Genomic DNA, 13,678 nt, shown 5'->3' with positions numbered 1-13,678 from the left:
TGTGCGGCAGTGAACCAAGCCCTTCCTTATGGCCTCTACCCGATTTTTTTCTAAGCTGCCTGTGCGGCAGTGAACTAAATTAGACGGCGAATGCGAACTAATTGTAATTTCTAAGCTGCCTGTGCGGCAGTGAACAAATAAAAATTTGGTGATCGCCATATATGTATTTTCTAAGCTGCCTGTGCGGCAGTGAACCTAAGGCAACGTGATGCGATGGCTTTTGATAATTTCTAAGCTGCCTGTGCGGCAGTGAACCTGGAACTTTTCAACGTCTGAACAAGATAATATTTCTAAGCTGCCTGTGCGGCAGTGAACGAATGCCGCCGACTTGATCATCTTTGTATATTTTTCTAAGCTGCCTGTGCGGCAGTGAACGGATGAAAACAAAAGATGCCCTTTTTGCGAGATTTCTAAGCTGCCTGTGCGGCAGTGAACGGACGAGATATGAATACAGCAAAGGGATTGCTTTTCTAAGCTGCCTGTGCGGCAGTGAACTTTTAGCTGTGCTTTAATAATTATGGACAGGATTTCTAAGCTGCCTGTGCGGCAGTGAACCAGACGCTGAAGGTTCGGCTGGTGATCCTATCTTTCTAAGCTGCCTGTGCGGCAGTGAACTATCTCGAGCAAGTTAATGCGATGCCTGGGCATTTCTAAGCTGCCTGTGCGGCAGTGAACTATTCGGTAAACTGAATAAAAACCAGGTATCTTTTCTAAGCTGCCTGTGCGGCAGTGAACCTGCTAGAAAATAAAAGAGCGAAACACAAATATTTCTAAGCTGCCTGTGCGGCAGTGAACGTTGGGCAGTATACAACCTCTTAATGCAAGAATTTCTAAGCTGCCTGTGCGGCAGTGAACCTTGGAATAAGTCTGGCGCAATTTCCGATAAATTTCTAAGCTGCCTGTGCGGCAGTGAACGGCCGTCCTTGCCTTTGGGGTGACGGTATGTTTTTCTAAGCTGCCTGTGCGGCAGTGAACAAGATCAGCAAAAGAAATGGGGCGAGCGTTATTTTCTAAGCTGCCTGTGCGGCAGTGAACACTTAAGGGAAATATCGCCGACTTTCTCTTCAATTTCTAAGCTGCCTGTGCGGCAGTGAACCTATTGAGTCGTCTTCTGACAAATACAGCGTCGTTTCTAAGCTGCCTGTGCGGCAGTGAACTCTATCGCGTAGCGCACGCCTGCGAAGACAAGTTTCTAAGCTGCCTGTGCGGCAGTGAACTAGACCTCTCTTTGTCAGGTTCGGTGGAGTTATTTCTAAGCTGCCTGTGCGGCAGTGAACAAAGATATAAACGACGAGATAAGCGCGTTTAATTTCTAAGCTGCCTGTGCGGCAGTGAACTCTTTTATTAGTGTCGGGTCGCCGGACATCGTGTTTCTAAGCTGCCTGTGCGGCAGTGAACATTCACCCTAAGTATTCCATTTATAAGATATTTTTCTAAGCTGCCTGTGCGGCAGTGAACAACCAAATCTACTATCGACTTATCGGAGTTGTTTTCTAAGCTGCCTGTGCGGCAGTGAACGAAGGTGGGGCAGATGCTTAAGCGGGAACACTTTTCTAAGCTGCCTGTGCGGCAGTGAACATCCATAGCGTCGAGCATTTCAATTTGACCTATTTCTAAGCTGCCTGTGCGGCAGTGAACGTTTATTGGCTCTGTTAACAATGATTGGGTGGTTTTCTAAGCTGCCTGTGCGGCAGTGAACAAGTTTCTGGCTTTTAATTGCAGCATGCGGCTTTTCTAAGCTGCCTGTGCGGCAGTGAACTTTTTCCGTTTGAATCAGGGGTTTTTGGCTTATTTCTAAGCTGCCTGTGCGGCAGTGAACGTGTTTTAATTTTACCCTCTCCAAGGCATAATTTTCTAAGCTGCCTGTGCGGCAGTGAACCCTCACTACGTCTTTGTTGGCATCAGTTGAAATTTCTAAGCTGCCTGTGCGGCAGTGAACAAAATCATCGATAACAAGCCAGCATTCAAAGATTTCTAAGCTGCCTGTGCGGCAGTGAACTATTGCCAAGACAAAGGCATTGCGATTTTAAGTTTCTAAGCTGCCTGTGCGGCAGTGAACATACAACACCCGCGCACGCGCGCGAAACTTTGTTTCTAAGCTGCCTGTGCGGCAGTGAACGGACAAATTGGAAAAACGGCATTTATCTTGATTTTCTAAGCTGCCTGTGCGGCAGTGAACTATTCCCTGTATTGATAACCGCCGATTAAAACGGTTTCTAAGCTGCCTGTGCGGCAGTGAACAATAAACTAGCGGCTGTTTGATCACCGCTGTATTTTCTAAGCTGCCTGTGCGGCAGTGAACTGTGTCGTAATAGGCTTTTCTATCAAGCTTTTTTTCTAAGCTGCCTGTGCGGCAGTGAACCCCTATCATCTCTAAATTCAGGCTGTATTGGATTTCTAAGCTGCCTGTGCGGCAGTGAACGCTTGCATCATGCAACAATGCCCAGCGGGCTTTTTCTAAGCTGCCTGTGCGGCAGTGAACATGTTCATGCAAGCTTGGAGCCACCAGTTGTATTTCTAAGCTGCCTGTGCGGCAGTGAACTACCCAAACCAAGGTGGGGGAGCAAAAGTTCATTTCTAAGCTGCCTGTGCGGCAGTGAACTGATCCCCGGTGATCATCTGGATTGGACTACTTTTCTAAGCTGCCTGTGCGGCAGTGAACTCTAAGTTTTAGAGGACCGTGGAAAAGGTATTTTTCTAAGCTGCCTGTGCGGCAGTGAACAAGATGACCGGAAGTGAGTATCTACAGTATGATTTCTAAGCTGCCTGTGCGGCAGTGAACGGATATGCCAACATGGGACAGTTTTGGTCTATTTTCTAAGCTGCCTGTGCGGCAGTGAACCATAATTAATACCTCACCTCAAGGTAGTCATTTTTCTAAGCTGCCTGTGCGGCAGTGAACATTGATAACGTGGTAGTCCCCGAAGTTCCCGCTTTCTAAGCTGCCTGTGCGGCAGTGAACCGCAAGGCGCGCGCATAGTGATCGTATTCGGCTTTCTAAGCTGCCTGTGCGGCAGTGAACAATAACTATAGCTTACACCCATCAAAAATATATTTCTAAGCTGCCTGTGCGGCAGTGAACAGGTTATGTCGGCGGCAGGCTGCGGGGCAATTTTTCTAAGCTGCCTGTGCGGCAGTGAACTACTTTAACTTTAATGTGCCCCTGGCGTTTAGTTTCTAAGCTGCCTGTGCGGCAGTGAACGCAATCAACTACATGCTGGAATACAACAAAATTTTCTAAGCTGCCTGTGCGGCAGTGAACTAAACAATGCCGGCATGTATGAAGACATTGATTTTCTAAGCTGCCTGTGCGGCAGTGAACTCTTAGAGGTCCTCTCTATTAAATTGGATACGTTTCTAAGCTGCCTGTGCGGCAGTGAACGTGACCGTATTGTTGCAGCAATGAAATATCTATTTCTAAGCTGCCTGTGCGGCAGTGAACTTCATCATCTAGGACACGCCCTTTCATGTATTTTTCTAAGCTGCCTGTGCGGCAGTGAACAATGCTCGGCTACTGAATAACGAATTCCTAATTTTCTAAGCTGCCTGTGCGGCAGTGAACGAATGTGAGCACGGAAGATATTCAGGTTGCACTTTCTAAGCTGCCTGTGCGGCAGTGAACTAAAATTCTTGGAAAGCCATCCTGTTGATGTATTTCTAAGCTGCCTGTGCGGCAGTGAACGTCTTTATAAGCAATTGTTGTCATTTCTTAGATTTCTAAGCTGCCTGTGCGGCAGTGAACGCTGACGTCATCGTGAGCTGTATAATTAGTTTTTTCTAAGCTGCCTGTGCGGCAGTGAACATTTATACCCATCGTCATACGTGGCAAAACATTTTCTAAGCTGCCTGTGCGGCAGTGAACAGCTTACGCGCATCAAGCCGGTTATCGTTCTGGTTTCTAAGCTGCCTGTGCGGCAGTGAACGAGGAAAAACTCTGCCGCCGGGTGTTTGCAGATTTCTAAGCTGCCTGTGCGGCAGTGAACTTGGGGATGCGTAACAATTGGGTTTTTGTTTTTTTCTAAGCTGCCTGTGCGGCAGTGAACAGACATAAGGCCATTAAACATGCGCATACGTGTTTCTAAGCTGCCTGTGCGGCAGTGAACCATAATATTAATTTCTTCATATTAACCTCTAATTTCTAAGCTGCCTGTGCGGCAGTGAACTTGATTTGTACGTTATGACGTTGATCCAAGCATTTCTAAGCTGCCTGTGCGGCAGTGAACTGTGAAAGGTCGAGGAACACGTGTCATTGGCTTTTCTAAGCTGCCTGTGCGGCAGTGAACAAACATTTCTGTTTTGGCACGTATAGCTCTAATTTCTAAGCTGCCTGTGCGGCAGTGAACGATAATCCATCTTCTAGCGTAGCGAAACAAAATTTCTAAGCTGCCTGTGCGGCAGTGAACGCATTGTTTATTGCCTCGTCATTGAAATAGAGTTTCTAAGCTGCCTGTGCGGCAGTGAATGTATTCGTTTTGTAGTTTTTTGGCCATTTCGATTTCTAAGCTGCCTGTGCGGCAGTGAACTTGCGCAGCATTAATGCTTCCCTACAACTGGTTTTCTAAGCTGCCTGTGCGGCAGTGAACTTTTGTATACGGGGGTAGAATAGAGTCGACTATTTCTAAGCTGCCTGTGCGGCAGTGAACTTCATAGTATATTACCCCATGCTCAATAGCAATTTCTAAGCTGCCTGTGCGGCAGTGAACAACTAAATCGTCTCACAATTAAAATTATGTTTGTTTCTAAGCTGCCTGTGCGGCAGTGAACAAATTGTAGTGTGGCTAGATGGGGATGAGCGTTTTCTAAGCTGCCTGTGCGGCAGTGAACTGCATGTCGCGCCTCCGCGGCCACACGCCCTATTTCTAAGCTGCCTGTGCGGCAGTGAACAACTAACGGGCATCGACAACAAAACCGTAGAATTTCTAAGCTGCCTGTGCGGCAGTGAACTGATCCCTGGCGATCATCTCGATTGGACTACTTTTCTAAGCTGCCTGTGCGGCAGTGAACTATCAAAAGCCGGGGAGCGAACCAAAGGTGCGTTTCTAAGCTGCCTGTGCGGCAGTGAACGGAATGATTACCATGAATGGCCTCCCACTGGCTTTCTAAGCTGCCTGTGCGGCAGTGAACCGAACAAATAAACACACAAACCGAGTAACAACAATAACCTAATGAAAAATTCTTCAATTACCCAATGCTTTTCCTCACAGATTTAATCTATTGAATTTATTAGAAATTTTTAAAGAGCAAAAATTAAAGGTATGACAGGGCTAAATGATGGCCTGATTTATACGGTAATCCCCCCATTTTTAACTGATCAAAGTATTATCATGGTAAATCTTCGCTAAACCACGGAATAGTGGCGGTTTTAGAAAGACCAAACCGATCAAACTCCCCGGGCACAGGCTGATCGAGTATTTTACCCAGCACAATGTATCGTCGGTGTTTTTTTCCATTAGAGCCACTTACCAATTGGAAATAAGCACTATCCAAAAAATTTGCAATCCTGCTTGCTTCGTATTGATCAATTTGAGCCTCGGTTAATGATCTGCGCTCTATTAACCTTCTTAATTTGGATTGACTCTTAGTCGGTTGCTTGCGATAAACCGTGCGGAACTTTGTACAAACAGGGACAGACAGAATTGGATTTTCTACACAGTAACCCTTCATCCCACCGATCCAATTCAAATTTTGTAATCCCTGCAAGGCTATTTGGTTACCATGAAGGCGCAAAATATTTCCCAAGGTTTTGTCGTACTTTGGAAAACTGACGCCAATAGAGGTCGAATGAAGATCGCATAGTGCTTTATGGAATTGGCTATAAAGCGCATTCATAAGCACTGGCATTGGAAATTCTGGTTCGCAAAAAATAATAATATCTTGGTAGTGATCCATACTCTTCCCCTATTTATCGCTCTCACCAAAAACACCGCCCCTGACCAAAACAGCCATGACATAATGTTCATCCTCTACTCTTGGTAATTTTTCACCGCGGGCCCATCGATCAAAAAAAGTATAGAAATCCTGTTTTTCTGTGGGCGTTCTGAATGCTTTACCCAAATTTGTGACTGCACCATAGGGCTCAATAGCGATTGGTCCCGCAGATGTCACTGGGTTACTGTATTCTGGGTACCAGGTATCAATAGTTCGTAAGGCATTACCAATTTTTTGTGAATGCATGGCCGCAATTCCATCAACCTGGTAAAGTACTTTACTTTTTTCGCCTTTCCCCTTATCCAAAACCAATTCTTCACTGGGATATACATCCTGGGCTTTACCAACCTTTGCGTAGCAGTTAATATCAATTATCAAAAAATCATCCTCACTGGCTAATGCAGCAGCAATCTCACTGGCGAGACTCTCAACGTCACTGCTCGTTGTTTCCATCACACGGGGATTAAACTCCAACGCATTAAAAATCCACTTTTGATTTGAATTTTTATTCAACGCTTTAACTTCCACCAGGATTTTTTCAGCCCCAAAGCGATTACGCCATAAAAATCGGGCATTGGCGATATTAAGTGCATAACGCCTCGCCAGCTCCTTCATCCCCTTTTCTTCCAGATAATGGCTCACGGCTTGCTGATAACTCTGTTTAAAAAGAGCGTTATTACAGGCCGAGGGATGATTCAATCCTCCTAAAACTTTAAGTGTGAAATGGAGCTGAAGCGTATCTTGTTCTGAACCTAATGAGCAAACATCAACCGTTTGGAGATTTGGCTTCTCAACTTCGTTATTAAGTGCCACCGGATCGTTTTGCAACGCCGGCTTAAGACGGTTTGAGATGGTTCCCCTTACCGATTTTTCAATGAGTTGAAGCGGACTGGCTTTGCTTCTGTTTTCCCATTGGCAACCATGCATATACCCATCAGAGGGGATTAATTTTTTTTCAAACGCTAACACAGATGCGGTGTTTTCTTTCTTAGCCATAGCCATCCTCCTTGATTAATAGTCATGATTGTCGAGTTCTGATTCTGCTTTTTGTTGAATACAAAGATAAAGATTTTTTTCAGGTTCTACGTGGTAGCGCCAAAGTAGATCATTCGGCGACTCCAGACGATAGGGCATTTTAAATTCGCCCAAAGTAACAACGCTTTCAGCAAAACGGTGAGGAGTCCCTGCATCACGTTGATTGAGTGCATTTGCCAATTCACTGATTCCATGAAATCCTGTGGCAATTGGTACAATCCACCCCCTTGACTTACGTTTGCGTTGCCAATTGACATGTTCCTTCCCATTTATAATGTCTTTAGTGCAGGTATGATGGATTGCCAGGTAATCAAGTAATGCATCCATGGGATCCTGACCTTGCTCCATAGCCATCTTCATTAAATCCCGTCGCTCAATTAGGGCATAACCTGGCATTAAACGGCCTTTCGCTTTGTTAAAGTTTCTAACAATTTCAGGTGCTCTGCATTCCAGAATATCTCCCCCAGCCAGTTTAAATTGTCCAAGCACCAACTGATGCAATAGCTCAAGCATGGGCTGTTCATCCTGGGCTTCTATCCCTTCATACTCAATTAAAAGACTAGCCTCTAAATGACATCGAGCCTCTTCGATAAAGGAGGGCCGCACGGCATTACCTTTAGGTTTGTCTTTTTCAGATTTTGGTTCCAATGGATTTCCTGTTCCTATGATGGAATACACAAAATCCTTCGGCCCTTTGTAAATCTGTAGTTTAAAGCGATGTACAACGACACCAACTGCTGAGAACGTCACCGGGAACATGTTTTTATTCAATTTTCGTTGTAGCGCGTGCACAGCACCTAGCCAGGCAGTCATGGCTGGGAAGCCAATGGTGAACGGGCTGGATAAGGCATTGGCATTTTGAATCTGTATATGAGGTAATAAAATCAGGTTAGTGTTCATCTCAATACCTCCCTGTTTTCATCAATGTAAGTCTTGATGTACTGTCTCTCTGCCTCTCCTAATAAAATGGAATGCTTAATAGCATTCCTGTAGGCGTTTTCTATCCAGGTCACAATTTTATCGCAGAGCGTATCAAGCCAATCATCCGTTCTTTCTTTTGTATATTGCTCGCAAAGCCATATTTTTTGCCAAGCAAGCAATTTACTGGACTCTTCCCGAAATTGGTTGGCGGAGACTTCCCGCAATGCCATCATTTTTTGTAGGATTACATCCAGAAGCTCACCGAGACAGCGGTCTCGGCCCTTTCGGATTTTTTCTAAAGAAATTACTCCATCCCTTTCAATTTTGAATACATTGTCGAGCCGTTGTAGAATTTCTTTGCAATCAGAAAAGCGCAATGTCTGTCTGAAAAAGTCCTGAGTAGGGAACTTTACTTCATGCTGCTCAAGCAAAGGAGGAATTGATAATAAAAGATGTGATTTACCACCGTACTGATTGTTTAATACACTAATATTCTGTGGCTTTGTGCCACCATAACCAATGGTTACTATATTATAGATTTCTTTAAACCCAGACTCATGATAACTATTGCTTCGTCTAAGTTCCCGCCCTTTTTTAACAGTATCTGAAAATCTCAATGCATCGATCCGATCACGCAGTTTAAATATCAAACTCGAGTTATGCAAAATAGATAAAAGATGATAATCATCCCCAATTGGAAAATAAACCTGTTTAATTTTAGAACTAGTAATCATCGTCTCATTGGATGACAATATTGAGATAAAATCGTTTCTCAGATTCTCATGGCTTTCTGCTTTTATATTAAGCAAGGCCTTTGCCCATTCAGTATCTTGCCGAATGTGATCAATAACTGTCATGCCATTGTCAGTCATTATTGAAAGAAACTTGAAAACATCCAGCACTGCTGCATTTCCAAGCGCATCTAATTCAGCAGGAGTATTTCCTGTTCGAAGATAACCATCTGCCTCCCAGGGTGCCTTAGCAATAATAGCAGTGACGTAACCATTCTTATTTTTTCTCGAGCTGGGATGAGAAAATGTACAGGGATGAGTTGAAATTGATATTTGTTGTATACGCTTTGCTGCTCTTGGCAACCAATTTTCAAGCCCAAAGAGCTCTTCACACTCTTGTCTTATTGCTGCTTCTTCCGATGCTTCTATTCCAGCTTTCATTTTCTTTTTAAGCCATCCCTCTTTTCGTTCAGAAAAAAAAGCGGCAATTGCCGGATCAAGCATGATTGCTCTCCTTTTTATATAAACCTAATTGATCGTTATACTCATACTCACTATTAACGTTATATTCATAAAAATCCAAACTCAGTTCACCATAGAGACTTACCGCTTTATGCAAAGTCGTTTCTTGCCTTTCAATCTGTTCCCGCAACAATTGAACATAATCACGGGGCAGCCAGAGTCGTAGTGTTTGCGCAGACGACAACGACACCGTTGTGATCCGATAGGCATCATCCCGACGCACCAATTCGCCGGGAGTGGTGTAACTGAAATCGCCCCTTGAATCACGCTCAGTAAACCAGGTTTCACCTTGCGCATTGGTTGCCCGATATAACTTGACATTGTTCATCGCTTTACGAAAAGGGTTAAGGAATTGCGGTAAAGCGGTAAGGCCCCAATAACGGGTTATGTACCCCTGCAACGTTTCCGGCCCCTCTCCTGCATAGCAAGTTAATTGGCTGTCAATTACGGCATGCTCAAATAATGCCATCGGCGTTTTACTGTCCTTTGGCCGCTCTTGAATTCTTGGAACAGAATCAAGCCGATTATTTATTAAATGGGTATCGACTATTTTGAAAAGATCATGACTTTTTAAGCAGTCGTCTTTTTCATTACATAATTTGTTGCCTTGACGCTGTTGAGGAACAGGCTCATAGCCCGGTAAGTAGAAACGCGGTTTTCTTTCTTCATCCCCATATTTAATTGTTCTCCAGTTATACTGAAGAATGTTGATATTGGACTGGTTGACCTCGCCATCACGATGGCGTTTGACGCGTCCCGCCAATTGAATAATCGAACGGTAGGACGAAGGTTCTATAACCGCCCAGTCAAAATCATGATCCCGCCCAACTTCTTCTACTGGTGTAGCGACAAGAATAAATAAAACATTCGCTACGGCGGAGTTATTGGCAGCAATGGTATCGAGGTGATTTCGAATTGTCAGATCGTAAAAAGCGCGTGGTTGTTCATCTTTTTGCTCTTTACGTTTTAAAACGTGATCAAGGTGCTTTTCCTGTTCATGACGTAGCAATAATACTTGCCTACTGTGATAAGCCATGATTCTTGCTTCAGTGTTTAAAGGCCAAACATAATCTAATAGATAAAGAGACAAGTTAATGCAGGGTTGAATATTGGCCATACGCAGGACCCCAAAAGAAACATGTAAACCTGTTTTTTTATCAATTGTGTGGTGTTGTTCATGCAGGTGAAGGGCGGCTTGAATGATTCGATTAAACCAAACTTCTCGTTTATTTCTCATGACGGGCTCATCATTGGCGTGCATCGCCTGTTCGCAATTAATTACTATTGCTCTTCGTTTCGGCAATAATTTGCTTAAATTTTCAACTCGTTTATCGATATATTGATCATGAATTTTACGAAACTCCCTTACGGCATGCTCCAGGGTATCAATCTCTTCAACCTGTGTGGAAAATTCATCAATCCAAGCGCAGCCAATAACAGGACTTGCATTGCGGGTTTTACAGTAAAGCATCCATCCCTCGCGGTACGCATTAAAATAACCTTCAGCCATTGCGGGCGGAATAGTGGCTGAAGAAATCATCACCTTGCGCCCCAGCATACCGGCCAGATGAATCAACCGACCGATAGCGATTAAATCACTGCCAGTAAAATCATCCACCTCATCAATTACCAAATCGGAGGATAGTAATCGTAACGCAGGCAAAATATACCGCCCTCCTCGCGTTGTCTCTGTTGCCGCTATGATGTGATCGATAGTACATACCAGAACAGGCGCGTATAACATCTGTCGGTCTTTATCTCTTCTCAAGATTGTTGTTAAACCGTCTTCAGGCATCTCGCCCTGATATAAAATTTCATCCGAAGTAGCCAGCAGAGGCTCGATGGATTCTGAACCTTGTTCATTTTCCTGTATCTGTTCCTGTTTGTTCTGGTAGTGCAGATCGGCAATGGCTTTAGAGCCAATTAATACGGCCAGATCCGAGCCATCACTTTTTTTGAATATACGTTCGCGATATTCATCGCCTGTTTGTAATGTGAGTGTGCGCAAGCCCAGAGCAAGGACGTACCGAAGACTATCACCATCCTCGGAAAGTGCCATCATCACTTTGGCATTTGCAAATGTTTTACCGGAACCAGTGCTAGCGATATTCACTGCAAAAAAACCCTTTTTGATATCGTTCTGCTCCTTACGCCAATCACGGATTTTTCTGGCTGCATTATCTTGCCAGGCGTAGGCCCCGGTACTTTTCTTTTTTAATTCAGCCGTATTGAAACTGGATTCCAGGCCATTTTCTATAATGGGTAGTTTTCCTATCACATCTCTGGCACTTTCGTAGACACCAACCAAGTGCTGATCCAGAGCCTGCTTGGGCGATTTGTCCTTTTGAGTATTGGCAATCAATTCCGTTGTGTGCTGCCAGTGACGGGTTTGATCAATCGTCAACGATGAAAAATAATGATCGCCTAACATTAAACACAGGCGGGCATGATGCAACAGTAGCCGATAACTACCATCGTTTATACTTTGTGAAATAATTTCCTGAAAATCCAGCAGTTTGGCTGACCAACGTCTGAGTTGCGACAACCATTTATTGGACTGAGTTAATAATCCGTGAGGAAATTCTAAACAAACCCTTAACTCATCCATGGTATTATTTTCATAACCCCACCGTTGATCAATGAGACTAAGTAACCCATCCAGACTATGACATTTACTTCCATTAAAGAGATTATTTGGATTAACCGGTAATTTATGATGAGTAACAATTAACCAGGCAACTAATTTGGCAATATTCGGCAAATCAGCCAAGGGCTTTTTCAACCCCCCTTTAAGTGTTTCCTTAATGATTTGTTCATCTATTAAGCCTTCTTTTAGTTTTGTTAACCAATCGGTGTCTGAGGTAGGATTATCTCCATTTAAAATCAATGCCTTAAACAATAAGCATGATACCCATTCATGGCGTAACCTGTCTGCTTGCAAGCCTTTATAATTTTTATTTAATTTTTGCTGAAAGCGGGCGTTCGCCTTACCCCAATCATGAAATAATGCCGCCAGGCAGGTAAGCGACCGAATAACAGGCAGCAAATGCCAATCCAGTAAGTCATCCCGGTAAACCTGATTATTAGAGGTTCGGTTTACAGGTACTCTGCCTTCACGATCAAATTTGTTTTTATTTCCTACAATCCATACCAGTTCCGTTCTCGACCTTGCCCTTATCCAATGACAACTCACTGCCGTATTTTTACTGGCCGTTTTACGCAACAGTTTCTTAACTGCAAGCAATCCCTCCTGGGTAATTATTGTTTGCCACGTGTTATCACCAATACGATCGGCAAAAGCATCCAGGACACGACGAGTTCTAGCCAAGGCTTTCTTCTCGCATTGGGAAACGAACACCACCATCATGATAATTCTCCGTTAGGTTCAGTTTCCCAACGGTTGTTTAAAGCCAGCGCTTTAACTTGATTAAACAGATAGTCTAATGCATTATGATCAATGAAAACCTGTAAACACACCTGACGAAAATCCTGCTCACTGCTGTTTTCCTTTGCACAGATAAAAGCCCAAGGGAGAATGAGAGCATCCTTAATCAAATCAGCCACGTCAAACACTAATGCTCCCCGTCGTGTTTTTCCATGCAAAACCGCGAAACCGTGAGGAATTCCCAGAACCCAAAGCGTGGTTGCTGCAAGTCCATAAGCAAGATAATTTCCATGATTTAAAAATAGGTTTGCTTTATCCGTACCTTCGCGCTCACGGCCAAATTTACCGTATTGAGTTCGGTTTGCAGCATATTGGTAAAGTTTTTTTGTTAACTCTGCCTCGCCTTGAAGTAATTGATTGACATCTTCTGCGCTATTGATTTTTGTTTCACAAATCAACAGTTCCTGCTGTAAATCATCAGGATTAAAGCCTTCAATCTGAAGTTCACGACTTTTTCTCCAGGAATTTTTCAGAAAGGCGATACGCGCAATTTGGAATTGCTTTGCACCATAAAGGCGCTTTCTGTCATCAAACCAGAATTTCATCCATCCCTGCATGTATTCCGTGGGGCGGTACTCACTTTGGGGGGTAAGCCACTCCACCTCGCTTGCCATCAATAAGGGAGTACCGCCACCCCCACAAAATCCAATCAAGACACCCGCCTGGGCAAGCATCCGCATTGCGGCCTGTGTAATCGATGTTCCAGTCCCCAGTAATAAACAGGTAGTATTAGCAATGGGAATATTCCAGTATTGATTTTCTTGCTTTGCCTCTGTTAGATACAAAACGCGCCCATCTTTTTGCATAATGCGGCATTTTTCCAAATAATAAATATTGGCACGTTTCGAATGAAGAATGGCTTTTAAATCCGTTAGTATTTCCATTACTATCCAAATTTTATACAGCCCGACTTCTCTGATCAGAAATCGATAGTTAAACAATGAGGCGACTACCTGCTGCCTCACGCCCGTTAATACCGGTTAAGCTATACCAGAATAGTATAATCTAGAATTTAACATGTGGTGATACCCACAATTAAGACCACATTTTAATCATAATTTTAAATTATGACTGGTAATGCCCACTTATATCCGTC

The 13,678-nt window shown here is 43.8% G+C and carries 6 protein-coding genes and 1 CRISPR repeat array (1 of these 7 only partly in view); all 6 genes read right to left on the bottom strand.

Features of this window, described 5'->3' with window-relative positions; genetic code table 11:
• Window positions 1-5,124: direct repeats of the CRISPR family, unit length 28 nt; unit sequence TTTCTAAGCTGCCTGTGCGGCAGTGAAC; it reaches 134 nt to the left of the window's first position.
• Window positions 5,125-5,322: 198 nt separating this feature from the next.
• Genes cas6f through cas1f form a run of 6 tightly spaced genes read right to left on the bottom strand, consistent with a single transcriptional unit; the run spans window position 5,323 to window position 13,466 of the window.
• Complete coding sequence (cas6f, locus tag DYE45_RS05670; protein WP_115300582.1) at window positions 5,323-5,889, bottom strand: type I-F CRISPR-associated endoribonuclease Cas6/Csy4; 567 nt, start codon at window positions 5,887-5,889, stop codon at window positions 5,323-5,325.
• Window positions 5,890-5,898: 9 nt separating this feature from the next.
• Window positions 5,899-6,924 (bottom strand): type I-F CRISPR-associated protein Csy3, encoded by a 1,026-nt coding sequence (gene csy3 / locus DYE45_RS05665; protein ID WP_115300581.1) that lies wholly within the window; start codon window positions 6,922-6,924, stop codon window positions 5,899-5,901.
• A gap of 15 nt (window positions 6,925-6,939) precedes the next feature.
• On the bottom strand, window positions 6,940-7,863 hold the full coding sequence (csy2, locus tag DYE45_RS05660; RefSeq protein WP_115300580.1) for a type I-F CRISPR-associated protein Csy2: 924 nt from the start codon (window positions 7,861-7,863) through the stop codon (window positions 6,940-6,942).
• On the bottom strand, window positions 7,860-9,119 hold the full coding sequence (gene csy1 / locus DYE45_RS05655) for a type I-F CRISPR-associated protein Csy1 (protein ID WP_115300579.1): 1,260 nt from the start codon (window positions 9,117-9,119) through the stop codon (window positions 7,860-7,862). Before csy1 ends, csy2 begins: the two co-directional genes overlap by 4 nt.
• Complete coding sequence (cas3f, locus tag DYE45_RS05650; RefSeq protein WP_115300578.1) at window positions 9,112-12,504, bottom strand: type I-F CRISPR-associated helicase Cas3f; 3,393 nt, start codon at window positions 12,502-12,504, stop codon at window positions 9,112-9,114. The genes csy1 and cas3f overlap by 8 nt, the downstream gene beginning before the upstream one ends.
• Window positions 12,501-13,466 (bottom strand): type I-F CRISPR-associated endonuclease Cas1f, encoded by a 966-nt coding sequence (cas1f, locus tag DYE45_RS05645; RefSeq protein WP_115300577.1) that lies wholly within the window; start codon window positions 13,464-13,466, stop codon window positions 12,501-12,503. The genes cas3f and cas1f overlap by 4 nt, the downstream gene beginning before the upstream one ends.
• Between the last annotated feature and the right edge of the window lie 212 nt (window positions 13,467-13,678).

Source organism: Legionella taurinensis (assembly GCF_900452865.1).
Classification (GTDB): domain Bacteria; phylum Pseudomonadota; class Gammaproteobacteria; order Legionellales; family Legionellaceae; genus Legionella_C; species Legionella_C taurinensis.
This window is presented reverse-complemented; position numbering and strand designations above follow the sequence as displayed.

Bases quoted from the DNA above. Each gene is read 5' to 3' on its own strand.
- cas6f (WP_115300582.1), bottom strand. From the start codon at position 5,889: ATGGATCACTACCAAGATATTATTATTTTTTGCGAACCAGAATTTCCA.
- csy3 (WP_115300581.1), bottom strand. From the start codon at position 6,924: ATGGCTAAGAAAGAAAACACCGCATCTGTGTTAGCGTTTGAAAAAAAA.
- csy2 (WP_115300580.1), bottom strand. From the start codon at position 7,863: ATGAACACTAACCTGATTTTATTACCTCATATACAGATTCAAAATGCC.
- csy1 (WP_115300579.1), bottom strand. From the start codon at position 9,119: ATGCTTGATCCGGCAATTGCCGCTTTTTTTTCTGAACGAAAAGAGGGA.
- cas3f (WP_115300578.1), bottom strand. From the start codon at position 12,504: ATGATGGTGGTGTTCGTTTCCCAATGCGAGAAGAAAGCCTTGGCTAGA.
- cas1f (WP_115300577.1), bottom strand. From the start codon at position 13,466: ATGGAAATACTAACGGATTTAAAAGCCATTCTTCATTCGAAACGTGCC.